The sequence below is a fragment of the Pseudomonas sp. SJZ131 genome, from assembly GCF_007828705.1.
GTDB classification, from domain to species: Bacteria; Pseudomonadota; Gammaproteobacteria; order Pseudomonadales; family Pseudomonadaceae; genus Aquipseudomonas; species Aquipseudomonas prosekii.
This window is the reverse complement of sequence record NZ_VIVC01000003.1, coordinates 139,433-165,064: the sequence shown is the minus strand read 5'-3', so window position 1 is coordinate 165,064 and position 25,632 is coordinate 139,433. Positions and strand designations below refer to the sequence as shown.

Annotated in this window: 22 protein-coding genes; 9 read left to right on the top strand and 13 right to left on the bottom strand. The window is 59.8% G+C overall.

The features are described 5' to 3' along the window. Positions 1-37: 37 nt before the first annotated feature. The 3 genes from betA to betI form a co-directional block, all read right to left on the bottom strand. Positions 38-1,741, bottom strand: a complete 1,704-nt coding sequence (gene betA, locus FBY12_RS14905) for a choline dehydrogenase (protein WP_121732423.1) — start codon at positions 1,739-1,741, stop codon at positions 38-40. A 155-nt stretch (positions 1,742-1,896) separates the two neighbouring features. Then, positions 1,897-3,369 (bottom strand): betaine-aldehyde dehydrogenase, encoded by a 1,473-nt coding sequence (betB, locus tag FBY12_RS14900; protein ID WP_145253496.1) that lies wholly within the window; start codon positions 3,367-3,369, stop codon positions 1,897-1,899. 107 nt (positions 3,370-3,476) lie between these two features. Then, the gene (gene betI, locus FBY12_RS14895) at positions 3,477-4,070 is read right to left on the bottom strand and encodes a transcriptional regulator BetI (RefSeq protein ID WP_010466984.1); all 594 of its coding nucleotides are present in this window, start codon (positions 4,068-4,070) and stop codon (positions 3,477-3,479) included. A 485-nt stretch (positions 4,071-4,555) separates the two neighbouring features. Here betI and FBY12_RS14890 point away from each other — a divergent pair, with 485 nt between their 5' ends. Further along, the gene (locus tag FBY12_RS14890; RefSeq protein WP_256663330.1) at positions 4,556-6,505 is read left to right on the top strand and encodes a BCCT family transporter; all 1,950 of its coding nucleotides are present in this window, start codon (positions 4,556-4,558) and stop codon (positions 6,503-6,505) included. Between the two features lie 195 nt (positions 6,506-6,700). On the opposite strand, the gene choV is transcribed toward FBY12_RS14890, so the two are convergent. From choV to FBY12_RS14875, 3 genes are all read right to left on the bottom strand, one after another. Beyond that, on the bottom strand, positions 6,701-7,879 hold the full coding sequence (gene choV / locus FBY12_RS14885; protein ID WP_092277018.1) for a choline ABC transporter ATP-binding protein: 1,179 nt from the start codon (positions 7,877-7,879) through the stop codon (positions 6,701-6,703). After that, positions 7,876-8,721, bottom strand: a complete 846-nt coding sequence (gene choW / locus FBY12_RS14880) for a choline ABC transporter permease subunit (RefSeq protein ID WP_121732426.1) — start codon at positions 8,719-8,721, stop codon at positions 7,876-7,878. Before choW ends, choV begins: the two co-directional genes overlap by 4 nt. Before the next feature lie 77 nt (positions 8,722-8,798). After that, positions 8,799-9,749: a choline ABC transporter substrate-binding protein gene (locus tag FBY12_RS14875; protein ID WP_121732427.1), complete on the bottom strand. Its 951-nt coding sequence runs from the start codon at positions 9,747-9,749 to the stop codon at positions 8,799-8,801. Between the two features lie 436 nt (positions 9,750-10,185). Between FBY12_RS14875 and FBY12_RS14870 the strand changes: the two genes are divergently transcribed. Together FBY12_RS14870 and FBY12_RS14865 are read left to right on the top strand one after the other, a co-directional pair. Beyond that, on the top strand, positions 10,186-11,562 hold the full coding sequence (locus tag FBY12_RS14870; protein ID WP_121732428.1) for an L-serine ammonia-lyase: 1,377 nt from the start codon (positions 10,186-10,188) through the stop codon (positions 11,560-11,562). 523 nt (positions 11,563-12,085) lie between these two features. Continuing rightward, positions 12,086-13,189, top strand: a complete 1,104-nt coding sequence (locus FBY12_RS14865; protein ID WP_092277029.1) for a GlxA family transcriptional regulator — start codon at positions 12,086-12,088, stop codon at positions 13,187-13,189. Positions 13,190-13,282: 93 nt separating this feature from the next. Here FBY12_RS14865 and FBY12_RS14860 read toward each other — a convergent pair whose 3' ends face one another. The 5 genes from FBY12_RS14860 to FBY12_RS14840 all read right to left on the bottom strand — a co-directional run bounded on the left by FBY12_RS14860 (position 13,283) and on the right by FBY12_RS14840 (position 17,792). Continuing rightward, positions 13,283-13,540: a hypothetical protein gene (locus tag FBY12_RS14860; protein WP_109502551.1), complete on the bottom strand. Its 258-nt coding sequence runs from the start codon at positions 13,538-13,540 to the stop codon at positions 13,283-13,285. Between the two features lie 419 nt (positions 13,541-13,959). Beyond that, the gene (locus tag FBY12_RS14855; protein WP_145253493.1) at positions 13,960-14,442 is read right to left on the bottom strand and encodes a thioesterase family protein; all 483 of its coding nucleotides are present in this window, start codon (positions 14,440-14,442) and stop codon (positions 13,960-13,962) included. 314 nt (positions 14,443-14,756) lie between these two features. Continuing rightward, entirely contained in the window at positions 14,757-15,722 is a 966-nt protein-coding gene (locus FBY12_RS14850; RefSeq protein ID WP_145253492.1) for an L-carnitine dehydrogenase, read from the bottom strand. Positions 15,723-15,862: 140 nt separating this feature from the next. After that, positions 15,863-16,750 carry a 3-keto-5-aminohexanoate cleavage protein gene (locus FBY12_RS14845; protein WP_121732431.1) on the bottom strand — a complete coding sequence of 296 codons (888 nt, stop codon included), beginning with the start codon at positions 16,748-16,750 and terminating at the stop codon, positions 15,863-15,865. 97 nt (positions 16,751-16,847) lie between these two features. Beyond that, positions 16,848-17,792, bottom strand: coding sequence for a choline ABC transporter substrate-binding protein (locus FBY12_RS14840; protein WP_121732432.1), 945 nt, complete (start codon positions 17,790-17,792; stop codon positions 16,848-16,850). Between the two features lie 206 nt (positions 17,793-17,998). Here FBY12_RS14840 and FBY12_RS14835 point away from each other — a divergent pair, with 206 nt between their 5' ends. Next, positions 17,999-18,943: a GlxA family transcriptional regulator gene (locus tag FBY12_RS14835; protein WP_145253490.1), complete on the top strand. Its 945-nt coding sequence runs from the start codon at positions 17,999-18,001 to the stop codon at positions 18,941-18,943. Between the two features lie 14 nt (positions 18,944-18,957). Here the strand turns inward: FBY12_RS14835 and FBY12_RS14830 are convergent, their stop codons facing one another. Next, a complete protein-coding gene (locus FBY12_RS14830) occupies positions 18,958-19,374 on the bottom strand; it encodes a DUF3010 family protein (RefSeq protein WP_092277049.1) in 417 nt (138 codons plus the stop codon). Positions 19,375-19,647: 273 nt separating this feature from the next. Here FBY12_RS14830 and FBY12_RS14825 point away from each other — a divergent pair, with 273 nt between their 5' ends. Together FBY12_RS14825 and FBY12_RS14820 are read left to right on the top strand one after the other, a co-directional pair. Further along, positions 19,648-19,944 (top strand): helix-turn-helix transcriptional regulator, encoded by a 297-nt coding sequence (locus tag FBY12_RS14825; RefSeq protein ID WP_145253488.1) that lies wholly within the window; start codon positions 19,648-19,650, stop codon positions 19,942-19,944. Further along, positions 19,941-21,179 (top strand): type II toxin-antitoxin system HipA family toxin, encoded by a 1,239-nt coding sequence (locus FBY12_RS14820; protein ID WP_145253486.1) that lies wholly within the window; start codon positions 19,941-19,943, stop codon positions 21,177-21,179. Before FBY12_RS14825 ends, FBY12_RS14820 begins: the two co-directional genes overlap by 4 nt. Positions 21,180-21,183: 4 nt before the next feature. Here FBY12_RS14820 and FBY12_RS14815 read toward each other — a convergent pair whose 3' ends face one another. After that, a complete protein-coding gene (locus tag FBY12_RS14815) occupies positions 21,184-21,585 on the bottom strand; it encodes a lysozyme inhibitor LprI family protein (protein WP_145253484.1) in 402 nt (133 codons plus the stop codon). Positions 21,586-21,816: 231 nt separating this feature from the next. On the opposite strand from FBY12_RS14815, the gene FBY12_RS14805 reads away from it, so the two are divergent. From FBY12_RS14805 to dgcA, 3 genes are all read left to right on the top strand, one after another. Then, a complete protein-coding gene (locus FBY12_RS14805; RefSeq protein ID WP_092277058.1) occupies positions 21,817-22,794 on the top strand; it encodes a dipeptidase in 978 nt (325 codons plus the stop codon). A gap of 163 nt (positions 22,795-22,957) precedes the next feature. Next, on the top strand, positions 22,958-23,488 hold the full coding sequence (locus FBY12_RS14800) for a DUF5943 domain-containing protein (protein WP_007907543.1): 531 nt from the start codon (positions 22,958-22,960) through the stop codon (positions 23,486-23,488). Positions 23,489-23,503: 15 nt separating this feature from the next. After that, complete coding sequence (gene dgcA / locus FBY12_RS14795) at positions 23,504-25,564, top strand: dimethylglycine demethylation protein DgcA (RefSeq protein ID WP_145253482.1); 2,061 nt, start codon at positions 23,504-23,506, stop codon at positions 25,562-25,564. Positions 25,565-25,632 lie beyond the last annotated feature (68 nt).

The following is a 25,632-nucleotide window of genomic DNA, read 5'->3' as shown; positions in this document are numbered from 1 at the left end:
GCCTGCTCGCGATTGGCCATGACGCGGTGTAACGGTGTTACTGCGCAGTCGGGCTCACATCACGCATCGGCTTGCCACGCACTGGCGCATCGCCGGCGACGAAGTAGTCGGCGGTGCTGCGTGGCAGTGGCTGGCGGCCACGGATCTTGTCGGCGATTTTCTCGGCGATCATGATCGTTGGCGCGTTGAGGTTGCCGGTGGTGATGATCGGCATGATCGACGCATCGACCACACGCAGGCTCTGCATCCCATGCACACGGCCCTCGGCGTCAACCACGGCCATCTCGTCGGTGCCCATTTTGCAGGAGCAGGACGGGTGGAACGCGGTTTCGGCGTGTTCGCGGATGAACTTGTCGAGCTGCTCATCAGTTTGCACGTCGATGCCCGGGCTGATTTCGCGGCCACGGTATTGATCCAGTGCCGGCTGCTGCATGATTTCACGGGTCAGGCGGATGCCGTCACGGAATTCCTGCCAGTCCTGCTCGGTGGCCATGTAGTTGAAAAGGATGCTCGGGTATTCGCGCGGATCCTTCGACTTGGCCTGGATGCGACCACGGCTCGGCGAACGCATGGAACCCATGTGTGCCTGGAAACCGTGCTCTTTCACACCGTTGCTGCCGTTGTAGTTAATCGCCACCGGCAGGAAGTGGTACTGAATGTTCGGCCATTCGAATTCCGGACGCGAACGGATGAAACCGCCGGCTTCGAACTGGTTGCTGGCGCCGATGCCGGTGCCGTTGAACAGCCATTCGGCACCGATCGCAGGCTGGTTGTACCAGAGCAGCGACGGGTACAGCGAAACCGGTTGGGTGCAGGCGTATTGCAGGTACAGCTCAAGGTGATCCTGCAGGTTTTCGCCGACGCCTGGCAGGTCGTGGACCACCGGGATGTCGAGCTTGTTCAGCAGTTCGGCCGGGCCGACGCCGGAGCGTTGCAGGATTTGCGGCGAAGCGATGGCGCCGGAGCACAGCAGCACTTCCTTGCGCGCCTTGGCTTCAACACGTTCTTCTGCCGAACCGATCAGGTAACGCACGCCGACCGCACGTTTGCCTTCAAACAGGATCTTGTCGGTCAAGGCGTGGGTGACGATGGTCAGCGTCGAGCGCTTCTTGGCCACATCCAGATAACCGCGCGCGGTGCTGGCACGACGGCCGTTCGGCGTGACGGTACGGTCCATCGGGCCGAAGCCTTCTTGCTGGTAACCGTTCAAGTCTTCGGTACGCGGGTAACCGGCTTGTACGCCGGCTTCAACCATCGCGTGGAACAGCGGGTTGTTGCCAGCCTTCGGCGTGGTCACGCTGACCGGACCGTCGCCGCCGTGGTAATCGTTCGGGCCGATGTCGCGGGTTTCCGCTTTACGGAAGTACGGCAGGCAGTCGAGGTAAGTCCAGTTTTCCAGACCCGGGAGTTTCGACCAGTTGTCGTAGTCCATCGCGTTGCCGCGGATGTAGCACATGCCGTTGATCAGCGAGGAACCGCCGAGGCCTTTGCCGCGACCGCATTCCATCCGGCGACCGTCCATGTACGGTTCCGGATCGGTTTCATACGCCCAGTTGTAGCGACGACCTTGCAGCGGAAATGCCAGAGCGGCGGGCATTTGCGTGCGGAAGTCGAGACGATAATCCGGGCCGCCTGCTTCGAGCAGCAGGACGGTGACGCCTTCGTCTTCAGTCAGACGGGTCGCCAGGGTGTTACCGGCCGAGCCGGCACCGATGATGATGTAATCGTATTCTTGGGACATAAAATGCACCCTCATTGAAAGTGGTCAGGTCGCCTGTAGCAGCTGCCGAGGTACGAGGCTGCGTTGGGTCGCGCAGCGGCCCTCTGAGGGCGGTCCTGCGGACGCGCAACGCAGCCTCGTTCCTCGGCAGCTGCTACAGGTTGTGCGGGCGTTCCTTAGAACACCGAGGCGTAATCGCCCAGTTCGACCTGTACCGATTTGATGCGTGTGAAGTTGTTCAGCGAGCTGATCCCGTTCTCACGGCCAACACCCGACTGCTTGTAGCCGCCGACCGGCATTTTTGCGTCGGACTCGCCCCAGGCGTTGATCCAGCAGATACCGGCTTCCAGTTGATGAATCACGCGGTGGGCGCGGTTCAGGTCCTTGGTGATGATGCCGGCAGCGAGGCCGAAGTCGGTGTCGTTGGCACGACGGATCACTTCTTCTTCGGTGTCGTAAGTCAGGATCGCCATGACCGGGCCGAAGATTTCTTCGCGAACGATGGTCATGTCGTCAGTGCAATCGGTGAACACCGTCGGTGCGACGAATGCGCCTTTGGCCAGATCGCCGTCAGTCAGACGATCGCCGCCGCAGAGCAGGCGGGCGCCTTCTTCCTTGCCCTTGGCGATGTAACCCAACACGCTTTCCATGTGCGCAAAGCTGACCAGTGGGCCGAAGTTGGTGTTCTCGTCTTCAGGGTTGCCGATGCGGATGCGAGCAACGCGCTCGGCGATCTTGGCTTCGAACGCAGCTTTGAGCTGAGTCGGAACAAATACGCGAGTGCCGTTGGTGCAGACCTGACCGGAGCTGTAGAAGTTGGCCATCATCGCGGTGTCGGCGGCGCGATCGAGGTCGGCGTCGTCGAAGATGATCAGCGGCGATTTGCCGCCCAGTTCCATGGTCACTTCTTTGAGCGAAGAGCTCGAAGCGCTGGCCATGACCTTCTTGCCGGTGTCGGTGCCGCCGGTGAAGGAGATTTTTTCGATGCGTGGGTGCTCGGTCAACCAGGTGCCGACTTCACGGCCGCTGCCGGTCAGCACGTTGAACACGCCTGCCGGAACGCCAGCCTCGGTGTAGATTTCGGCCAGTTTCAGCGTGGTCAGCGAGGTGACTTCGCTTGGCTTGAAGATCATCGCGTTACCGGCCGCCAGGGCAGGTGCGGATTTCCACAGGGCGATCTGGATCGGGTAGTTCCACGCGCCGATACCGGCAACTACGCCCAGCGGCTCGCGGCGGGTGTAGACGAAAGAAGTGTCGCGCAGTGGAATCTGCTCGCCTTCGATCGCTGGCACCAGGCCGGCGTAGTATTCCAGCACGTCGGCGCCGGTGACGATGTCGACGTATTTGGTTTCGGAGAAAGATTTGCCGGTGTCCAGGGTTTCCAGCGCGGCCAGCTCATCGTTGCGCTCGCGCAGGATGTCGACGGCACGACGCAGGATGCGCGAACGCTCCATGGCGGTCATCGCGGCCCAGATCTTCTGACCTTTTTCGGCGCTGACAACCGCGCGCTCGACGTCGTCGAATGTCGCGCGCTGGACGTTTGCGAGGACTTCTCCGTTAGCCGGGTTGATGGCTTCGAAAGTGGCGTCGCTGCTGGCGTCGGAGTAGCCGCCATCGATGTAAAGTTTTTGCAGTTCGAAACGGGCCATAAAGTCCTCGCAAGAGCATAAGTGGGTTGGCGGTAACCACTGCTCGCACCGTGTAGCTGGAGCGGTGCGGTTCAGCGGCGTTCAGGGGCTGAGCGGTTATGTGTGCTCTAGCTCACCTGCTTGGCCAATTGGAAATCCATGTATTCGTAAGCGATGCGGTGCGCTTGCTCGGTGTCGAAAGCATCTCCCGACAGGGCGCCGCGCAACCACAAACCGTCGATCAGGGCCGCCAGGCCTCGGGCTGCACTGCGCGCATCATCGAGCGGCAATACACGGCGGAACTGGCAACACAGGTTGGAATACAAACGGTGATCGTTAATCCGCTGCAACCTGTGCAAAGACGGGTGGTGCATGCTGGTGGCCCAGAAGGCCAGCCAGGTTTTCATTGCCGGGCCGTTGACTTGGCTGGCGTCGAAGTTGCCTTCGATAATCACCTGAAGGTGCGCCCGTGGGCTGCTGTCTTCCAGCGCTTGACGACGCGCGGTGACGTTCTCGCTGAGAACACTCATCAGGTACTGCGCCGTAGCGGCAATCAGGCCGTTCTTGTCCTGAAAGTAGTGACTGATGATGCCATTCGAGACACCGGCCAAACGGGCGATCAGCGCAATGCTGGCGTCCCCCATTCCAACCTGATCGACGGCCTGCAATGTGGCTTCGATCAATTGCTGACGGCGGATGGGTTGCATACCGACCTTGGGCATCTTGCACATCTCCTTAGGCCTTCCGACGGACGAAAAACGTCTGTCGGATTGAGGGCCAGTCTATTTTGTTTTGATTGAACGTTCAATCAACAAAGAATAAGATCTGCGACAATTCGTCGCTGTCTACCGGTTTTTCCCGCGTGTAGTCGGCGGAAAAACGACATCTGAAAAAGCCCGAAACCTGCGCGGGGCATGGCGCGGATCGCCGATGACGGACGTGTTGAAATGGGCAAGACGCCTTTGGCCCAAGCGGCGGACCATTCGTCCGTCGCCTGGTCTGCGACGTCGGTTCTCAACGCTTTGCCTGCGGTTTGCAGGCTTTTTCGGGGTGTCTTTATATCACCCGCCGGTCGGCTGCCAACTAACCGATTGGTCGGGTCACGCGTTGCCTTGTGTTCTTCTCTCGCACTGCCTGGAGCATCTGTGCCATGAGTTCTGCCTCTCTAATAAAGACCCCACCCGAGAAGGTGACGGTCAACGGTTGGGTGTTTTACACCTCGACCGCGTTGATCCTGTTGTTGACCGCCATTCTGATCATCGCCCCGCAAGAGGCCGGCAGATTGCTCGGTATTGCCCAGGCCTGGTTGTCCCGCAGTTTCGGCTGGTACTACATGGTGGTGATCGCCGCCTACCTGGTATTCGTCGTCGGCCTGGCGTTTTCGTCTTACGGCAAACTCAAACTGGGCAGCAAGGACGACACCCCGGACTTCAGCTACGGCGCCTGGGCGGGGATGCTGTTCTCGTCGGGCATCGGCATTTCGCTGTTGTACTTCGGTGCTTCCGAGCCGCTGGATCACTACTTCAATCCGCCTGAAGGCGTGGCCGGCAGCAACCTGGCCGCGCGTCAGGCAGTGCAACTGACCTTCCTGCATTGGGGCCTGCACGGCTGGGCGATCTACGCACTGGTCGGCCTCGCCGTGGCGTACTTCGCGTATCGGCATAACCAACCGCTGGCGTTGCGCTCGGCGCTGTATCCGCTGGTCGGCGAACGCTGGGTCAAAGGCGCGGCCGGTCACGCGGTGGACGGCTTCGGCATGTTCGTGACCCTGCTGGGGCTGGTGACGAACCTGGGGATTGGTTCGCTGCAAGTGTCGTCGGGGCTGGAAAACCTGTTCGGCATGGAACACAGCAACACTAACTTGCTGATCGTGATCATCGTGATGAGCACCGTGGCGACCATCGCTGCCGTGTCCGGCGTGGAAAACGGCATCCGTCGTCTGTCCAACCTGAACATCGTGCTGTTCAGCGGTTTGCTGATTTTCGTGCTGCTGTTCGGCCCGACCCTGCACTTGCTCAACGGCTTTGTGCAGAACATCGGCGACTACATGAACGGCATCGTGCTGAAAACCTTCGACCTGTATGTGTACGAGGGCGACGGCGCCAAGACTGAACGCTGGATGGGCCTGTGGACCCTGTTCTACTGGGCCTGGTGGATTTCCTGGGCACCGTTCGTAGGCATGTTCATCGCGCGTATTTCCCGTGGTCGCACGGTGCGTGAACTGGTCGCCGGCGTGTTGCTGATTCCGCTGGGTTTCACCCTGGCGTGGTTGTCGATCTTCGGTAACTCGGCGCTGGATCTGGTGATGAACCATGGCGCGGTCGAGCTCGGGAAAACCGCGCTGGAACAACCGTCGATGGCCATCTATCAATTGCTGGAGCATTACCCGGCGTCGAAGATTGTGATCGGCGTGTCGATCTTTGTCGGTTTTGTGCTGTTCCTGACCCCGGCGGATTCCGGCGCGGTGATGATGGCCAACCTTTCCTGCAGAGGCGGCAACGTTGACGAGGATGCGCCGCACTGGCTGCGGATCTTCTGGTCGGCGGTGATCACTCTGGTAACGATTGGCCTGCTGTTCGCCGGTAACTTCGAAGCCATGCAAACCATGGTGGTGCTGGCCGGTCTGCCGTTCTCGGTGGTGCTGGTGTTCTTCATGTTCGGTTTGCACAAGCAGATGCGTCAGGACGTGCAGGTCGAACAAGAGCAAGCGGAGCTGGCCGCACGCGGTCGTCGTGGTTTCAGCGAGCGTCTGACCCAACTGGACCTGCAACCGAACCAGTCGATCGTGCAGCGTTTCATGGACAAGCAAGTCAGCCCGGCGCTGGAAGATGCGGCGGCGCAGTTGCAGGCTCAAGGCCTGGAAGTGCAGACCTTGCTCGGTAAATCCAAGCGTTGCATGGGCCTGCGGATCGAGATGGAAGAGGGCAACCCTTTTGTCTACGAAGTGAGCCTGGACGGTTATCTGGCGGCGGCAAGCGAAGGGGTGTCGGCGGAAAGCGCCGAAGAGCCGCGCGCTCGTTACTACCGCGCCGAGGTGTACCTGCACAACGGCAGCCAGGATTACGACTTGATGGGCTTCACTCAGGATCAGATCACCCGTGACGTGCTCGATCAGTTTGAAAGCCATCGGCAACTCCTTGGCCGGGTGTATAGCTAAATGCTGAGGGCGCGGTGCATCAGATGCACCGCGTTGCATTCTTCGCGGGCAAGCCTCGCTCCCACAGGTTTCGCGTTGTCCTTGTAGGAGCGAGGCTTGCCCGCGAAGGGGTCATCCGCCGCAACACTGAATGACCCGATATCTGCGTAAACAAAAACGCCGCGATCCTCTCGCGGCGTTTTTGTGTCTGTTGCCTTAACCCAGGTTCTTGCCGAGCAGTGCGTGGTACAGCTCGCTGTCGCCGAGGATGCCGACGACTTTGTTGTTGTCGTGCAGCACCAGTTTATTGCCGGTCTGATAACGGATCTGCAGCGCATCGCGCATGCCGATGTTCGAATCCACCAGCGTCGGCCGACGGCCCAGGCCCTCAACCGCTTGCCCCGGCGCCCAGTTCTGCAAGTCCATGCTGGCGCCGTTCTGGCGGGCACCCTTGATGGTGTTGCCCTCGGCCAGGTCCAGCCACGAATCGCCGCCCGGATCGAGACACACCGAACCGTTGATGCGTTTGCAGTTGTCCAGTGTGCGCATCAGGCTGCGGCCGCAGAGCACGTTCAGCGGGTTGGTGTGCGCGACGAAGGTCCGCACGTAATCGTCCGCCGGGTTGAGCACAATTTCTTCCGGCACGCTGTACTGGATGATCCGGCCGTCCTTCATGATCGCGATGCGGCTACCGAGTTTCAGTGCTTCATCGAGGTCGTGGCTGACAAACACAATGGTCTTGCTCAGCTTGCGTTGCAGCTCCAGCAGTTCGTCCTGCAAACCCTGGCGGATCAGCGGGTCGAGTGCCGAAAACGGTTCGTCCATCAGCAGAATATCGGCGTCCATCGCCAGCGCACGGGCCAGGCCGACACGTTGCTGCATGCCACCGGAGAGCTCGTCGGGCTTCTTGTTGCGCCACTGGGTTAAACCCACCAGCTCGAGTTTTTCGTCGACCAGTTTGCGCCGTTCTTTCTCTGGGCGGCCCTGCATTTCCAGACCGAAACTGATGTTCTCGCGAACCGTCAGCCACGGCATCAGCGCGAACTTCTGGAACACCATCGCAATACGCTTGGTGCGCATCATTTTCAGCTCGGCCGGGGTGCACGAAGCGATGTCGATCTGCTTGCCTTCGTGCTCGACGAACAACTTGCCACGGCTGACGGTGTTGAGGCCGTTGATGCAGCGCAGCAGGCTTGATTTGCCGGAACCGGAAAGGCCCATCAACACGCAGATTTCGCCGCGTTCGATGTCCAGCGTGGCTTTTTCAACGCCGACAATCTGCCCGGTTTTTTTCAGGATCTGGTCGCGGGTCATGCCTTGGTCGAGGAGTTTGAGCGCCTCACGCGGATCTCGGGAGAAGATCACGTCGACGTCTTCGAAGCGAATAATGCTCATGCGTCACCCCCTACTTTGGCGTCGGGTTGTTTGCAGATACGGTCGAGCATGATCGCCAGCAGGACGATCGCCAGCCCGGCTTCGAAGCCCAGGGCGATATCGGCGGTGTTCAGTGCGTTGACCACGGGTTTGCCCAAGCCATCGGCGCCCACCAGTGCGGCGATCACCACCATCGACAGCGACAGCATGATGCACTGGGTGATGCCGGCCGCGATGCTGGGCATGGCGTGGGGCAGTTCGATACGGGAGAGCAGTTGGCGGCGCGAGCAGCCGAAGGCTTTGCCGGCGTCGAGCAGTTCTGCGGGTACATCGCGGATCCCCAGATAGGTCAGGCGGATCGGCGCGGCAATCGCGAACACCACCGTCGAAATCAGCCCCGGGACCACACCCAGCCCGAAGAGGGTCAGGGTTGGAATGAGGTACACGAACGTCGGCACGGTCTGCATCAGATCGAGCACCGGACGCATCAGTGTGTAGAACATCGGTTTGTGCGCGGCGACGATGCCGAGCGGCACGCCGATGACCACGCAGACCAGGGTGGCGAACAACACCTGGGCGAGGGTTTCCATGGTTTCCTGCCAGTACCCCAGATTGAGGATCAGCAGAAAGGAAGCGATGACGAAAACCGTCAGCCCCCACTTTCGTTGAATGAAATGTGCAATCAGTGCAATGAGGCCGATCAATGCCAGCGGGTTGAACCAGGTCAGCGCGAAAGTCACGCCGTGGATCATCGTTTCCAGTGACACGGCGATGGCGTCGAAGGTGTTGGCGCCGTGTTGCGTCAACCATTCAACGAAGCCTGCGATGTACTGGCCTAAAGGGATTTTCTGATCAATCAGCATGGTAATGAACGTCCGCATGCAAGGAAATAAACAGCCCGGACGGCGTGCGCCGCCCGGCGTAAGCGATGCTCCTTAATTCAAGGCTGGTCGAGCTTGGCTTTCACGGCCTCCAGGCCTGGTTTACCGTCAATGGTGGTCACGCCAGCGAGCCAGGTATCAAGCACCTGTGGATTCTTTTTCAGCCAGGCCTTGGCAGCGGCGTCAGGTTTCATCTTGTCGTCCAGGATGTTGCCCATCAGCGCACTTTCCATGTCCACGGTGAACTCCAGGTTTTTCAGCAGCGTGCCGACGTTGCTGCATTCCTGGACGTAACCCTTGCGGGTGTTGGTGGCGACGGTGGCGGCGCCGAAATCAGGGCCGAAGAAGTCATCGCCACCGGTCAGGTACTGGATTTTGAAGCGCTTGTTCATCGGGTGCGGCGCCCAGCCGAGGAAGACCACGGCGGTTTCGCGTTTTTGCGCGCGATCAACCTGCGAAAGCATTCCCGCTTCACTGGATTCGACGACTTTGAAACCGGCGGTTTTGAGGCCGAAGGCATCCTTGTCGATCATGCTCTGGATCAGCCGGTTACCGTCGTTACCCGGCTCGATGCCGTAGATCTTGCCGTCGAGTTCTTTCTTGAATTTGGCGATGTCGGCGAAGTCATGCAGGCCCTTGTCGTAGAGCGCTTGCGGCACCGCGAGGGTGTATTTGGCGCCGGTCAGGTTGGTGCGCACGGTGTCGACGGTGCCCGCTTCGCGGTAGGCCTTGATGTCGTTTTCCATGGTCGGCATCCAGTTACCGAGGAACACGTCCATGTTTTTGCCGTCGGCCAGCGACTTGTAGGTCACCGGCACGGAAATCATCGTGGTTTTGGTTTTGTAGCCGAGGGCGTTGAGGACAACGCTGGTGGTCGCGGTAGTCGCGGTAATGTCGGTCCAGCCGACATCAGAGAAATTTACGGTGCTGCACTGAGCCGGTTCTGCGGCTTGCGCCAATAACGGCAGACTCAGCATGGCGGCCAACAACAGCGAGGGGGAACCTTTCATGGATGGACTCCTTGGTTGTTTTTTTCGGCAGTGTTCCGATTGGACCACCGCACTTATAGGTTGCGGTTGGGTGGCGTTTTTCAGACTGCTCTACCGCGGCGCCTTGCAATCGAGTCGATACGATCATGTACCAGTGAAAATCTGACGCCTACAGGGAGCGTCGTAACCAGTACAGGGATGGTCGCATCCAGTGTCGGTGACGTCGTTTACAGCTTTTTTCAGCCCTGTTTGCCGCTCTGCACCGCTAAAAAACGGCGAAAGCGCAGCGTCAAAGACCCGCGGCGTTGGTGGACATGAGTGCGTCGGTGTGAGACGTCGAACGACGCCGCAAAAGCCCGATGATGCAGCCATTGCGGCGGATTGCAGCTTGAGCGTAGCAGCTTCGTCACTGGGCGCTTTTGCGCCTGGATCGGGTACATCCAGGAGTTCGGCAGTAATGGCTATCAGCGTTTTCGACCTGTTCAAAATCGGCATCGGCCCTTCCAGTTCGCACACCGTCGGCCCGATGCGAGCGGCCGCGCTGTTCGTGCAAGGTTTGCGTGAGCAGGGTCTTTTGGAACAAACAAGGCGTGTCGAAGTTCAGCTCTACGGCTCGTTATCCGCCACCGGCATCGGTCACGGCAGCGACAACGCGGTGATCATGGGGCTGATGGGCGAGTGGCCGGACGCGATCGATCCGTCGCAAATCGGCATTCATATCGCCAGCCTTCGCGAGACCGGCACGCTGTACCTCGACGGTCGTTTGCCGGTGCCGTTCATCTGGGCCCGCGACATGCGTCTGATTGATGAAAACCTGCCGTTTCACCCGAACGCCATGACATTAATTGTAGAAGGCGAACACGGCGAACTGCATCGCGACACCTACTATTCGATTGGCGGCGGTTTTGTCGTCGATGAGGCGCAAGCCTCCAGCGGCGTGGTGGATCTGGATCGCACCGAACTGCCTTACGATTTTTCCAGCGCGGTGGAATTGCTGGCGCTGTGCCAGACGCATAATCTGCGCGTCGCCGAGCTGATGATGGCCAACGAAAAGGTCTGGCGCAGCGAAGATGAAATCCGCGCCGGGCTGATGAAACTCTGGCGCGCCATGCAGGATTGCGTCGAGCAAGGGCTCAAGCACGAAGGCATTTTGCCCGGCGGTTTGAACGTGCGGCGGCGCGCGGCCAAGTTGCATCGCAGCCTTCAGGAATTGGGTAAGCCCAATGTGATCGGCTCGACGTTAAGCGCGATGGAATGGGTCAACCTGTTTGCGCTGGCGGTCAACGAGGAGAACGCGGCGGGCGGGCGCATGGTCACGGCGCCGACTAACGGTGCGGCGGGGATCATTCCGGCGGTGCTGCATTACTTCATGAAGTTCAGCGAAGTGGTGACGGAGGCCAACGTGGTCGACTATTTCCTCAGTGCGGCGGCGGTGGGGATCCTGTGCAAGAAAAACGCCTCGATCTCTGGCGCCGAAGTCGGGTGCCAGGGCGAAGTTGGTTCGGCGTGCGCGATGGCGGCGGCGGGCCTGGCGGAGATTCTCGGCGCGACCCCGGAGCAATTGTGCAACGCCGCGGAAATTGGCCTGGAACACAACCTCGGCCTGACCTGCGACCCGGTCGGCGGCCTGGTGCAGGTGCCGTGCATCGAGCGCAACGCGATTGCCGCGGTGAAAGCGATCAACGCCGCACAAATGGCCTTGCGCGGCGACGGCCAGCACTTTATTTCGCTGGACCGGGTGATCCGCACCATGCGCGACACCGGCGCCGACATGCACGACAAATACAAGGAAACCTCGCGCGGCGGCTTGGCGGTCAGCGCGGTGGAGTGTTGATTCAGTAGGACCGCGTCGCGCCATTCGCGGGCAAGCCTCGCTCCTACAGGTTTTGTATTGCCCTTGTAGGAGCGAGGCTTGCCCGCGAAGGCGCCAGACCAGTCAAAACTGCGCGCTAAGTGCACACCGCACCAAAACCGCGCCACCTTTTAGCGCGTCGCTTACAGATAAGTGACTCCTCCCGGTTCAGCGTTCCAGGCTGGCCGTTACCGCCGGTCACCTGTGCTTGTGGTGACATTCTTGCGCACACCGCCGCAGCCCTGTTCCCACAAGTGCTACCGATTTGCTCACAGCCCTTTGTGCGGCGCATTTGCCAGCGCTGATGGCACTTATAACCCCCACTCTGCGCACGGCTTAAATAGACACGTGGGGAGGTCGTTTTCAGGAGTTATTGAACAGCCATTCAATTTTGGGCATGGCAATTGCTCTGTCATTACAAAGCCCGTCTCCCACGCGAGAACGATGGCAATAACAAGAGCCTCCGCCTGAGGCCATCACCCGCTTTGTGTGAGGAGATACCGCGATGACGACGTTCAACTCCGGGGCTCAACCCCAGAACCGTGCGCCTCAATCCATCGGCTTTTTGCTGCTGGACAATTTCACGCTGATTTCTCTGGCCTCCGCAGTAGAACCTCTGCGTATGGCCAACCAATTGTCCGGCCGCGAGCTGTATCGCTGGACCACACTCACCGTTGACGGCGGCCAGGTCTGGGCCAGCGATGGTCTGCAAATCACCCCCGATTGCTCGATGCACAAAGCGCCAAGCCTGGACACCATCATCGTCTGCGGCGGCATCGGCATTCAGCGCACCGTCACTCGCGAACACGTGTCGTGGCTGCAAAGCCAGGCGCGCCAGTCCAAGCGCCTGGGCGCGGTGTGCACCGGTAGCTGGGCGCTGGCGTGCGCCGGTCTGCTCGATGGTTTTGATTGCAGCGTGCACTGGGAATGCCTGGCCTCGATGCAGGAAGCCTTCCCGCGCGTGGCCATGAGCACGCGTTTGTTCACCCTCGACCGCAACCGTTTCACCAGCTCCGGCGGCACCGCGCCGCTGGACATGATGCTGCACCTGATCAGCCGCGATCATGGCCGCGAACTGTCGGCGGCGATTTCCGAGATGTTTGTCTACGAGCGCATCCGCAACGAGCAGGATCACCAGCGCGTGCCGCTCAAGCACATGCTCGGGACCAATCAGCCGAAGCTGCAGGAAATCGTCGCGCTGATGGAAGCCAATCTGGAAGAGCCGATCGATCTGGATGAGCTGGCGGTGTACGTCGCCGTTTCGCGCCGTCAGTTGGAGCGGCTGTTCCAGAAATACCTGCACTGTTCGCCGTCGCGATATTACCTGAAACTGCGCCTGATCCGCGCCCGGCAGTTGCTTAAGCAAACGCCGATGTCGATCATCGAAGTGGCGTCGGTTTGCGGGTTTGTCTCGACGCCGCACTTCTCCAAGTGCTACCGCGAATACTTCGGCATTCCGCCGCGCGACGAACGCGTTGGTTCCAACACCACGCAGCAAGTGGCGATGATGCCGTTGCCGCAAGCACTGGTGCTGTCGCCGCTGTCCGGGCCGCTGTCGGCGCTGAGTCAGGCGCGTAATGAATCGACGTTTGCCAGCGTAAGGCTCTAGGCCGAGGGGCCTTCATCGCGAGCAAGCTCGCTCCCACAGGGATATGCGATCTTCTGTGGGAGCGAGCTTGCTCGCGATTGGATTTATCAGGCGCTACGACTTCTGCTGATACTCGGTCAGCGCCGGCAATAATTGCTTGTCGATCGCCTGGCGCACCACCGGCTGGATGCTCGCGCCGCTGGTGTACATGTCCTTGACCATCTTGCGCAATTCAAATGCCCGGACATCGTCCAGCCCGCGCACCGCACACTCACAAGCCTGCTCGGCCGTGGCACCGCTCGGCACTTGAAAACCCAGCGCTTTCAGTTGGCCCAACAGGTCTTCCTGGTCAATCAAATCGGCGTGCATCATGACGCAATCCTTCTTCAGGGAACGGTGTCGTGTGGCTCGATTCTCGTAGCGCGATGGGGTCTGGGCAAGGGCGATTTGTCGCCATGGCCGCAATACCTATGAACAGGTCGTTTTCGGCTAACTTGCGATGGGGGAGGTTAGGCACACTGGACTCAGCTGGCCCCACGACGGTTTGGTCACCCTCGCGCAACAGCTCCTCAAAAGTACCCTCCTCAGCTCCGATCAAGTCACGGCTTGATCGGGGTTTTTTTTGCCTGTGGATCAGGCGGGTTTGTGTTGATCATCAGACCGCTATCGCGAGCAGGCTCACTCCCACATTTGAACGGTGTACACCGATCCCCTGTGGGAGTGAGCCTGCTCGCGATGAACGATGACGCGGTCTACCGTTGCAGCACAAGAATGCGCGTCAACAACTCATTTCATTCCGATTTTTTTGGCGGTAAAGCAATCACTCGGCCGACGTAGTCAGGGCTTGGCAGGTCGCTTTGGTCGGCGACGATGGTTTGCAGTTTGCTCAAGGTGTCGGCGCTGAACGGTGCGGAACGCGGCCCGGCGAGGTCGACGTGCAACAGCATTTGCTCGTTGCCGGCCAGTTCCTTGTCACCGCCCACCAGATGCAGGCTGTGGTAGAGGTGCAGGCGTTTGCTGTCGTGGGCGATGATTTGCGTGTGCACTTCGACGTCGGCGTCGAGCTTCACTTCGTGCAGATAGTTGAGGTGCAGTTCGAGGGTGAACAGCGAGTTGCCGCTGGCTTCGCGGTTGCTGCTGTCCATGCCTAGCCGATCCATCAGTGCGTCGGTGGCGTAGCTGAAAATCAGCAGGTAGAAGGCATCGCGCAGGTGGCCGTTGTAATCGACCCAGTCGGGGATGATTCGGGTTTGGTAGGTGGTAAGTGCGGGCATGATTTTGGTTCCGGCCTTGGGAGTTTGTTTGTGGTCAAGATCCACCCCTCACCCCAGCCCTCTCCCCATAGGGGAGAGGGGGAAAGGGGGCAGATCTGCATGCGTTTCAAGCCTGAGTCCGAATCGATATCTCAGGTGGATGAGGCTCCAGGAACACCTCGGTCAATCCCCCTAGGGGTGCAGATCTGCATGCGTTTCTAGCCTGAGTCCGACTCGATATCTCAGGTCGATGGAGCTCCAAGAACGCCTCGGTCAGTCCCCTCACCCCTTTGGGGAGAGGGTTAGGGTGAGGGGTGGATTCAAGTCGATCGCTATCAATCAGCAAACGCCATCCCATGCTTCTCTTTGGTGGTTTTCACCGCTTCGAGCACCGCCAGCAGGCAATCATCACGATAGCGCTCCAGCGCCGAGATGCTGTGCGAGCCGAGCTGGTCGGCGGTGCCGTCGACCACGTCATCAATCAGTTTGTCGGTCAATTCCGGGGCCGGCAGGTAGGTCCACGGCAGCTTCAACGCCGGGCCGAATTGCGCCATGAAGTGACGCATCCCGGCATCGCCGCCCGCCAGTGTGTAAGTCAAAAACGTGCCCATGAACGACCAGCGCAGCCCGGCGCCGAAACGGATCGCATCGTCGATTTCACCGGTGGTCGCGACGCCGTCATTCACCAGGTGCAGCGCCTCGCGCCACAGCGCTTCAAGCAAGCGGTCGGCGATAAATCCCGGCACTTCCTTGCGCACATGCAGTGGTCGCATGCCCAAGGATTCATAGACTTTTATCGCCGCTTGGATGGCTTCCGGCGCAGTGTTCTGGCCGCCGACCACTTCCACCAGCGGCAGCAGGTAAACCGGGTTGAACGGGTGCCCGACCACGCAGCGTTCCGGGTGCGTCGAACCTTCGTAGAACTCGCTCGGCAACAGCCCTGAAGTGCTGGAGCCGATCAACGCATTGGGCTTGGCGGCGGCGCTGATTTTGCCGTGCAGTTCGAGTTTCAGTTCGAGGCGTTCCGGGGCGCTTTCCTGAATGAAATCGGCGTCGCGCACGCACTCTTCAATGGTCGCGACAAAACGCAGGCGATCTTGTGACGCGCCGGGCGCCAGGCCTTGTTTCTCCTGCGCACCCCAGGCGTTCGCAACGCGTTTGCGCAACGCCGCTTCGGCACCGGGCGCCGGGTCCCAGGCCACCACGTCGAGGCCGTGGGCGAGGGCGCGGGACACCCAGCCACTGCCGATGACACCGCTGCCGAGCGCGGCGAAGGTTTTGATTTCGGTGATAAAGCTCATGGCGACTTCCTAAAGAGATTCGGTCAACCCTTGTAGGAGCGAGGCTTGCCCGCGAAGGCGGCATTCCTGTCGCAAGAGATCTACCGGATGTACCGGCCTCTTCGCGGGCAAGCCTCGCTCCTACAAGGTTTATGTGGGGATCAACCGCGCTGGGTCAGGCCCATTTTTGTCCGGCCTTCTGCCGGCGTGAGGACGCGGGCGCCGAGGCGGCTGAGGATTTCGCTGGCGCGTTCAACCAGTTGCCCATTGGTCGCCAGCACGCCTTTATCCAGCCACAAGTTGTCCTCCAACCCGACCCGCACGTTGCCGCCGAGCAGCACCGCTTGCGCGGCCATCGGCATTTGCATGCGCCCGATACCGAACCCGGCCCACACCGCGTTCGCCGGCAGGTTGTCGACCATGGCTTTCATGGTGGTGGTGTCGGCCGGCGCGCCCCACGGGATGCCCAGGCACAACTGGAACAGCGGGTCGTCGAGCAAACCTTCCTTGATCATCTGCTTGGCGAACCACAGGTGACCGGTGTCGAAAATCTCCAGTTCCGGCTTCACGCCCAGCTCTTGAATGCGCTTGGCGCCAGCCCGCAGTTGCGCCGGCGTCGACACATAAATGGTGTCGCCATCGCCAAAGTTCAGCGTGCCGCAATCGAGCGTGCAGATTTCCGGCAGCAGTTCTTCGACGTGGGCCAGACGGGTCAGCGGGCCGACCAGATCGGTGTTCGGGCCAAACTCCATCGGGTTCTCGCCGCCACCGATTTCGAGATCGCCGCCCATGCCGGCGGTGAGGTTGACGATGATGTCGATGTCCGCCTCGCGGATGCGCTCCATCACTTCGCGATACAGCGCCACGTCGCGGCTGAACTTGCCGGTTTGCGGGTCGCGGACGTGGCAGTGCACCACGGTCGCGCCGGCCTTGGCCGCTTCCACCGCAGCGGCGGCGATTTGTTTCGGGGTGACCGGCACGTGTGGGCTTCTGGCGCTCGTGTCGCCAGCACCGGTGAGTGCGCAGGTGATGATGACGTCGTGGTTCATTTTGGGTTCCTTGCAGGCGGATTCTGGGCGTGGTGAAACCGTTCGCAACCCGGACGGGCTGCGATTCGGTGGTTTCAATCGGGTTTTCGGTTCGAGGTTATTTGGTCGTCAGTTGCAGGTTTTCAGCGGCCGGTTTGCCATCGAACGTGGTCACACCTTCGAGCCAGCGCTGCTTGTCCTGCGGGTGATCCTTGAGCCATTGCTTGGCCGACTCGAACGCGTCTTTGTGGTCGAGCAGCGGCTGCATCATCCGGCTCTCGTCTTCGGCGGTGTAAGTCAGGTTGCTCAGCAAACGGCCGATGTTCGGGCATTGCTGCGCGTAGTTCGGCGAGGTGACGGTCCACACCGTCGCCATGCCTTCGTTCGGCCCGAGCGCATCTTCGCTGCCGCTGAGGTAGGTCATCTGCACGTTGACGTTCATCGGGTGCGGTGCCCAACCGAAGAACACCACGGCTTCCTTGCGGCGCACGGCGCGGTCCACCGCCGCGAGCATGCCGGCCTCGCTCGACTCGACCAACTGGAACTTGCCGAGGCCGAACTGGTTCTTCGCGATCATCGCTTTGATCTGGGTGTTGGCGCCCGAGCCAGGCTCGATGCCGTAGATTTTGCCGCCCAGTTCTTTTTCGAACTTGGCGATGTCGGCGAAGGTTTTCAGGCCCTTGTCGGCGAGATAGGTCGGCACCGCGAGGGTCGCGCGGGCGTCCTTGAGGCTTGGCGCGTCCAGCACTTTCACCTGTTTGGCATCGACGAACGGGGTGATGGTCTGGGTCATCAACGGGTTCCAGTAGCCGAGGAACAGGTCGAGGCGCTGATCACGAATCCCGGCAAAAATGATTTGCTGGGACGCGCTGGTCTGTTTGGTTTTGTAGCCGAGGCCGTCGAGCAAGACCTGGGTCATGGCGCTGGTGGCGATCACGTCGGTCCAGTTGACCACGCCCATGCGCACGTTCTGGCACGACGCAGGTTCGGCCGCCATGACGCTGGCGCTGAAGAAAGCGGTACCGCTGAGTGCAAGAACACAGCTGCTGATCAGTCGTTTCATGTCGGTTTCCTCGGCAGACGTTATTGTGGTTCCCGGCATCTGTGTGCCGGTGATGCCAAGTTACGCAGCTATGCCCCCGTGAAAGCGCACTATGGCGACCAGCTCTTGCACTGCAGCGACCTGCGCCCTTGAATGCCATCGACAACTGGCGTATCAACGTCCCCACGCTAGTCGACCTCTCGTTACCTGCCAGTCGAGTGCGCTCCATGTCCCAGGATTTCTACTTCTTGCTGATGCCGGGTTTTTCCGCCATCGGTTTCATCTCGGCGATCGAGCCGCTGCGGGTCGCCAATCGCTTTCGCGGCGAGCTGTATCGCTGGCATGTGTTGAGCGCCGACGGCGGCGCGGTATTGGCCAGCAACGGCATGTCGGTCAACGCCGACGCGGCGCTGGAACCGCTGAAGAAAGGTGCGACTTTATTGGTGGTCGCCGGTTTCGAACCGCTGAAATTCGCCACGCCGACGCTGCAGCATTGGCTGCGCCGACTGGACCACGACGGAGTGACCCTCGGCGCCATCGACACCGGCAGTTTTGTTCTCGCCGAAGCGGGGTTACTCGACGGCCATCGCCTGACCCTGCACTGGGAAGCCATCGACGCCTTCAAAGAGTCTTATCCACAGCTCAGCGTCACCCAGGAACTGTTCGAAATCGACCGCCGCCGCATCACTTGCGCTGGCGGCACCGCGTCCATCGACCTGATGCTCGACCTGATCGCCCAGGCCCACGGCCCGGAACTCGCGATCCAGGTCAGCGAACAATTTGTGCTCGGGCGCATCCGCCCGCGCAAAGACCACCAGCGCATGGAAGTCGCCACGCGCTACGGGATTCGCAACAAGAAACTGGTTCAAGTGATCGGCGAGATGGAACTGCACAGCGAGCCGCCGCTGAGCACGCTGCAATTGGCGGAGTCGATCAAAGTGACGCGGCGGCAGTTGGAGCGGTTGTTTCGCCTGCACCTGAACGACACACCGAGCAATTTTTATCTGCGACTACGCCTGGAAAAAGCCCGGCAACTGTTACGCCAGACCGACCTCAGCGTGCTGGAAGTGAGCATCGCCTGCGGGTTTGAGTCGCCGTCGTATTTCACCCGCAGCTACCGCGCACGGTTTGAGCGCTGCCCGCGGGAGGATCGCCGCACCGCCAAGGCATGATCAGTGGAAATTTTCTACTTCTTCATCAGCGCCGAACACGCCGCTTTATAGGCTTCATGCTGATATTTGTTCAGCGTCGCCGGCAGTTCGAAGTTGTGCTTTTTAGCCTGGGCATTGATCGTCTGTGGCGACAACAGCGTCACCTCGCAACTCTCCAACAGCTGAAAAATCCCTTCGATCTTGAACGTGGTCGGCCCACCGGCAAACTCGCCTTTCTTGCTGCGCTTCTTGATCGCGATCCGGTCGACCGAATTCTCCCGCACAAACGAGGCAACCTGAGCAGCGAAGACTTTGACGTTCGCCGCTTCGTCGTCATCGTCGAGAGCGATTTTCTTGGTCGCCAAAGCAACGTGGCTCAAGGCCTGACCGTCGAGAGAGGCCACGGCGATGATCGCTTCGCTGCCTTTGATTTCAATGCCGCAGATGTTCATTGGGAATCCCTTATTGAGCTGATGGCGGACAGCTTACAACTCAAGCTGATCGGCGTTGATGCCAAATGCGCCAGCGATGGTCTCACGGGTGGCCTCAGTCGGGTTCATGCTGCTTGGACGAGGCGACGAAAATGCAAAAAAACAGGTTATACAAAGGTCTAAATGTTGCCCCATAAACTCTTTACATGCGAATTAGAGGCTAAATGTTATCCATTAAAATCTTATCTTCTTTCGCGCTGCTACACTTGCTCATACTCTCAGTGAGGTCGAATTGTGGCTCTTACCCATATTCTCTATTCCCCCGGCGAACTGGCGCTGCAAATCGCAGGAAATGCCAAACGTCTGAGACTCAGTAAAAATCTGTCCCGGCGCACGCTTTCGCAAAAGTCCGGTGTTGCGGAATCGAATATCAAGCGCTTTGAAACGACCGGGAAAATCTCCCTCGACGGTTTGTTGTTGATTGCCGTATGCCTTGGGGCAGAGGAGCCACTGACGCGCCTGTTCGCCTCTACTCAGTCCCTGACGCTTCAAGAACTGAAAAACCATGAAAGGGCTCGTGGCCGGCAATGAAAACCGTGAAAGCACTGAGCGTAATGATGCAGGAGTCGAGAGTCGGCGAGTTGGTCGCGATTCCTCGCCAAGGTTTGTTTTTCTCGTACGACCCGGGTTGGTTGGCGAAAGGGTTCAATCTTGCCCCGTTTCACCTGGAGTTTACGGTCAACCCTCAGCGAGCGGCCGACGTCGCGCTTTTTGATGGTCTGCACGGGGCTTTCAGTGATTCATTGCCGGATGGCTGGGGCCTTCTGTTGATGGATCGGTTTTTTCGCAGTCAATTGGGCGTTGAGCGTCACGCCATCAGCCCGCTGGATCGTCTTGCCTACATGGGTAACCGGAGCATGGGGGCGCTTGAGTACGTTCCAATGTTCGAAACCGTTGAGGCAAATGACGATCTCGATCTCGCAGCGCTCTATGAGGCTTCGCAATCGATACTCTCAGGTAGCGCCGACGAGGTGATAACGTCGCTGCGGCTGGCGGGCGGTTCCCCGGGCGGCGCTCGACCAAAAGCTGTCATCGGCCTGTCGCCGGACAAGCTGCGCGCCGTTTCGTCCTTTGGCGATATGCCTGAGGGCTATGAGCATTGGCTGATTAAATTTCGTTGCGAGGAAGATCATCGTGACAGTGGCGCCATTGAGCAGGCATACGCTCTGATGGCAAACAGGGCTGGGGTCGAAACTGCAGAGTCGACACTGTTTCAAGTGCAAACCTCCAAGGGCGCTGAACAGTTTTTTGCCACGAAACGCTTTGACCGAGTAGCAAGTGCCAAACGCCACATGCTCAGCGCGGCAGCCATTCTGTATACCGATTTCCGCACGCCAAGCCTTGATTACAGTGATTTGCTACGTGCGACTTGGGCCATGACGCGAGATGCGCTTGAGGTCGAGAAAATGGCCCGATTGATGATTTTCAATGCCTTGGCCCACAATCGCGACGATCACGCGAAAAACTTCTCGTTTTTCGGCGGCGTGGATGGCTGGAAGATGGCCCCGGCATACGACCTGACCTTTTCCAGTACCAGTGGACGTGGCAACGAGCACACCACGGCATTTGCCGGGCGCGGCCAACCTACTCGAAAGGCGCTTATCGAAGTGTGCCAACCCTTCAGCTTTCTTGAGCCAGAACGCTACATTGAACAGACGCTGGAGGCGTTCTCCGGTTGGACTGGCTGTTGTGCTGCCTTGGGCGTTGACAAGGTTCAGAGCCAGCGGCTGCGGACAGCGCTTGAATCGGTGTGGCAAGCGCTCTGACGCCTCACTCCTGCGCAATCGACTCCAAAAACTCCGACCGCTCATCGCTCATTCTTGCGATGCAATCATTCTGCGCAATGGTGAAGGCCTGGCTGCCGCTGGTCGCCGGGAACGCTTCGACGGCGCAGTCGGCGTCGCGGGTTTTCAGCCATTGCTGTTGGGCGACTTTGAGCTTTTCGCTGATGTCGGTCAGCTGTGCCTTGTTTTTGCCGTAGGTCGTTTGCAGGCGATCGTTGAGGCTCTGGACGTTTTCCTTGAGCAGATCTTCGGCGGTGGTGCGGCCGTAGACCGAGCATTCCAGGGTCTGGACGTCGTTTTCGACGGCATCGCAGGGGTTGTTGTCGGATTCATCTGCCGCGTGTACGCCGGTCGCTATCAGTGCCATTGCCAGGAAGATCGATTTCATTGAGTCGCCCTAAATCCAGTAAGCATCCAGTGATGCGGCGAATTCTGGCCCATGCGCGGGCCCTTGAACAGGTGGCGCGCCACGTTCAACGACAACCCTTTGTCGCGGATTGACGCTTTCGGCAAACCCCCTGTCGTTTTTGCACCCGGCTGCCCCGGTGCTCAGGCATATGCTGGCCCCAAAGCGCCGGCACACGATTCGGCGCACGAATCGCTAATAGGGGACTGCCTGATGAGCCCAGCCGAATTGCACGCCGACAGCATCGTTATCGACGGGCTGATTATCGCCAAGTGGAACCGCGACCTGTTCGAAGACATGCGCAAGGGCGGTCTGACCGCAGCCAACTGCACAGTGTCGGTGTGGGAAGGCTTCCAGGCCACGATCAATAACATCGCCGCGAGCCAGAAGCTGATCCGCGAGAACAGCGACCTGGTGATCCCGGTGAAAACCACCGCCGATATCCGCAAAGCCAAGGAGCAGGGCAAGACCGGGATCATTTTCGGCTTCCAGAACGCGCATGCGTTCGAGGACCAGCTCGGCTATGTCGAGATCTTCAAGCAGCTCGGCGTTGGCGTGGTGCAGATGTGCTACAACACGCAGAATCTGGTCGGCACCGGTTGCTACGAACGTGATGGCGGGCTATCGGGTTTCGGTCGCGAAATCGTTGCCGAAATGAACCGCGTCGGCATCATGTGCGACCTGTCCCACGTTGGCTCGAAGACCTCCGAAGAAGTCATCCTCGAATCGAAAAAGCCAGTCTGCTATTCCCACTGCCTGCCGTCGGGTCTCAAAGAGCACCCGCGCAACAAGTCCGATGAAGAACTGAAGTTCATTGCCGACCACGGCGGTTTTGTCGGCGTGACCATGTTCGCGCCGTTCCTCGCCAAGGGCATTGATTCGACCATCGACGATTACGCCGAAGCGATCGAATACACCATGAACATCGTTGGCGAAGATGCGATCGGCATCGGCACCGACTTCACCCAGGGTCACGGCCAGGATTTCTTCGAAATGCTGACCCACGACAAGGGCTACGCGCGCCGCCTGACCAGCTTCGGCAAGATCATCAACCCGCTGGGCATCCGCACCGTCGGTGAGTTCCCGAACCTGACCGAAACGCTGCTCAAGCGCGGCCACCCCGAGCGAGTAGTGCGCAAGATCATGGGCGATAACTGGGTCAGCGTTCTCAAAGACGTCTGGGGCGAATAACCCCCGTTAAACAATGATCCCTTGTAGCAGCTGCCGAGGCACGAGGCTGCGTCGCGGTCCTCAGGACCGCCCTCGGGGGCCGCTTCGCAGCCCAACGCAGCCTCGCAGGCTCGGCAGCTGCTACACACAAAACACATCACGAATTTTCTGGAGTTAAGTTTCCATGGCCAAGATCGCCCCGCAATTGCCAATCGAAGTCGACAGCGAAACCGGTGTCTGGACCTCCGACGCCCTGCCGATGCTGTACGTGCCGCGCCATTTCTTCGTCAACAACCACATGGGCATCGAAGAAGTGCTGGGCGCCGACGCCTACGCCGAAATCCTCTACAAGGCCGGCTACAAATCCGCTTGGCACTGGTGCGAGAAAGAAGCCGAATGCCACGGCCTGGAAGGCGTTGCGGTTTTCGAGCACTACATGAAGCGCCTGTCGCAACGCGGCTGGGGCCTGTTCAAGATTCAGGACATCGACCTCGATAAAGGCACCGCCAGCGTCAAGCTCGAACACTCGGCATTCGTCTACGTCTACGGCAAGGTCGGGCGCAAGGTCGACTACATGTTCACCGGGTGGTTTGCCGGTGCCATGGACCAGATTCTGCAAGCGCGCGGCAGCAGCATTCGCACGGTTGCCGAGCAAGTCTACGGTGGCTCCGAAGAAGGCCACGACGACGGTTTGTTCACCGTCAAGCCGTTGTAAGTCGAGGAACCCGCCATGGCTTTCGAAGCAATGTTCCAGCCGATCCAGATCGGCAAATTGACCATCCGCAACCGCGTGCTCAGCACCGCGCACGCCGAGGTCTACGCGACCGACGGCGGCATGACCACCGACCGGTACGTCAAGTATTACGAAGAGAAAGCCAAGGGCGGGATCGGCCTGGCGATTTGCGGCGGTTCTTCCAGTGTGGCCATCGACAGCCCGCAAGGCTGGTGGAAATCGGTCAACCTGGCGGACGACCGGATCATCCCGCATTTCCAGAACCTGGCCGATGCCATGCACAAGCATGGCGCCAAGATCATGATCCAGATTACTCACATGGGCCGTCGTTCCCGTTGGGACGGCGAGCATTGGCCAACCTTGCTGTCGCCGTCGGGCATCCGTGAACCGGTGCACCGCGCGACCTGCAAAACCATCGAGCCGGAAGAGATCTGGCGCGTTATCGGCAACTACGCCACAGCGGCGGGCCGCGCCAAGGCCGGTGGTCTGGATGGCATCGAATTGTCCGCCGTGCACCAGCACATGATCGACCAGTTCTGGAGCCCGCGCGTCAACAAGCGCACCGATGAATGGGGCGGCAGCTTCGAGAACCGCATGCGTTTCGGCCTCGAGGTATTGAAGGCTGTGCGCGCCGAAGTCGGTGCGGATTTCTGTGTCGGCCTGCGCCTGTGCGGCGATGAGTTTCACCCGGACGGCTTGTCCCACGAGGACATGAAACAGATCGCCAAGTACTACGACGACACCGGCATGATCGACTTCATCGGCGTCGTCGGTTCGGGTTGCGACACGCACAACACCCTGGCCAACGTTATCCCCAACATGAGTTATCCACCGGAGCCATTTCTGCACCTGGCTGCCGGGATCAAGGAAGTGGTCAAGGCCCCGGTTCTGCACGCGCAGAACATCAAGGACCCGAATCAGGCGACCCGTATTCTGGAAGGCGGCTACGTCGACATGGTCGGCATGACCCGCGCGCACATCGCCGATCCGCACCTGATCGCCAAGATCAAAATGGGTCAGGTCGACCAGATCAAACAATGCGTCGGCGCCAACTACTGCATCGACCGTCAGTACCAGGGCCTGGACGTGCTGTGCATCCAGAACGCCGCGACGTCCCGTGAATACATGGGCGTGCCGCACATCATCGAGAAATCGACCGGCGTGAAACGCAAAGTCGTGGTCGTCGGTGCCGGTCCTGCCGGGATGGAAGCGGCGCGCGTCTCGGCCGAACGTGGCCACGACGTGACGTTGTTCGAGAAAAAGGAATTCATCGGCGGGCAAATCACTACGGCGTCGAAAGCGCCGCAACGCGACCAGATTGCCGGCATCACGCGCTGGTTCCAACTGGAGCTGGCGCGGTTGAAAGTCGATCTGCGACTGGGCGTGGCGGCGGATGCGGCGACCATTCTTGATCTGCGCCCGGACGTGGTGGTGCTCGCCGTCGGCGGCCATCCATTCATCGAGCAGAACGAGCATTGGGGCGCGGCGGAAGGTTTGGTGGTCAGCAGTTGGGACATCCTCGACGGCAAAGTGGCACCGGGCAAAAACGTGCTGGTCTACGACACCATTTGTGAATTCACCGGGATGTCGACCGCCGACTATCTGGCCGACAAGGGCTGTCAGGTCGAGATCGTCACCGACGACATCAAGCCAGGCGTGGCGATTGGCGGCACCTCGTTCCCGACCTACTACCGCAGCATGTACCCGAAAGAAGTGATCATGACCGGCGACATGATGCTCGAGAAGGTTTACCGCGAGGGCGACAAGTTGGTGGCGGTGCTGGAGAACGAATACACCGGCGCCAAAGAGGAGCGGGTGGTGGACCAGGTCGTCGTCGAAAACGGCGTGCGTCCGGACGAAGAAATCTATTACGCGCTCAAGGAGGCGTCGCGCAACAAGGGCCAGATGGACATTGAAGCCTTGTTCGCGATCCAGCCGCAACCATCGTTGAGCACCAGCGGTGACGGTTACTTGCTGTTCCGCATCGGCGATTGTGTGGCGCAGCGCAACACGCACGCAGCGATCTACGACGCACTGCGCCTGTGTAAGGATTTCTAAGAGCTTGTGGATAACCCTGTAGGAGCGAGGCTTGCCCGCGAAGGCGTCATGACATTCAACATTGATGT

Bases quoted from the DNA above. Each gene is read 5' to 3' on its own strand.
- betA (WP_121732423.1), bottom strand. From the start codon at position 1,741: ATGTCCCAAGAATACGATTACATCATCATCGGTGCCGGCTCGGCCGGT.
- betB (WP_145253496.1), bottom strand. From the start codon at position 3,369: ATGGCCCGTTTCGAACTGCAAAAACTTTACATCGATGGCGGCTACTCC.
- betI (WP_010466984.1), bottom strand. From the start codon at position 4,070: ATGCCCAAGGTCGGTATGCAACCCATCCGCCGTCAGCAATTGATCGAA.
- choV (WP_092277018.1), bottom strand. From the start codon at position 7,879: ATGAGCATTATTCGCTTCGAAGACGTCGACGTGATCTTCTCCCGAGAT.
- choW (WP_121732426.1), bottom strand. From the start codon at position 8,721: ATGCTGATTGATCAGAAAATCCCTTTAGGCCAGTACATCGCAGGCTTC.
- FBY12_RS14875 (WP_121732427.1), bottom strand. From the start codon at position 9,749: ATGAAAGGTTCCCCCTCGCTGTTGTTGGCCGCCATGCTGAGTCTGCCG.
- FBY12_RS14870 (WP_121732428.1), top strand. From the start codon at position 10,186: ATGGCTATCAGCGTTTTCGACCTGTTCAAAATCGGCATCGGCCCTTCC.
- FBY12_RS14865 (WP_092277029.1), top strand. From the start codon at position 12,086: ATGACGACGTTCAACTCCGGGGCTCAACCCCAGAACCGTGCGCCTCAA.
- FBY12_RS14860 (WP_109502551.1), bottom strand. From the start codon at position 13,540: ATGATGCACGCCGATTTGATTGACCAGGAAGACCTGTTGGGCCAACTG.
- FBY12_RS14855 (WP_145253493.1), bottom strand. From the start codon at position 14,442: ATGCCCGCACTTACCACCTACCAAACCCGAATCATCCCCGACTGGGTC.
- FBY12_RS14850 (WP_145253492.1), bottom strand. From the start codon at position 15,722: ATGAGCTTTATCACCGAAATCAAAACCTTCGCCGCGCTCGGCAGCGGT.
- FBY12_RS14845 (WP_121732431.1), bottom strand. From the start codon at position 16,750: ATGAACCACGACGTCATCATCACCTGCGCACTCACCGGTGCTGGCGAC.
- FBY12_RS14840 (WP_121732432.1), bottom strand. From the start codon at position 17,792: ATGAAACGACTGATCAGCAGCTGTGTTCTTGCACTCAGCGGTACCGCT.
- FBY12_RS14835 (WP_145253490.1), top strand. From the start codon at position 17,999: ATGTCCCAGGATTTCTACTTCTTGCTGATGCCGGGTTTTTCCGCCATC.
- FBY12_RS14830 (WP_092277049.1), bottom strand. From the start codon at position 19,374: ATGAACATCTGCGGCATTGAAATCAAAGGCAGCGAAGCGATCATCGCC.
- FBY12_RS14820 (WP_145253486.1), top strand. From the start codon at position 19,941: ATGAAAACCGTGAAAGCACTGAGCGTAATGATGCAGGAGTCGAGAGTC.
- FBY12_RS14815 (WP_145253484.1), bottom strand. From the start codon at position 21,585: ATGAAATCGATCTTCCTGGCAATGGCACTGATAGCGACCGGCGTACAC.
- FBY12_RS14805 (WP_092277058.1), top strand. From the start codon at position 21,817: ATGAGCCCAGCCGAATTGCACGCCGACAGCATCGTTATCGACGGGCTG.
- FBY12_RS14800 (WP_007907543.1), top strand. From the start codon at position 22,958: ATGGCCAAGATCGCCCCGCAATTGCCAATCGAAGTCGACAGCGAAACC.
- dgcA (WP_145253482.1), top strand. From the start codon at position 23,504: ATGGCTTTCGAAGCAATGTTCCAGCCGATCCAGATCGGCAAATTGACC.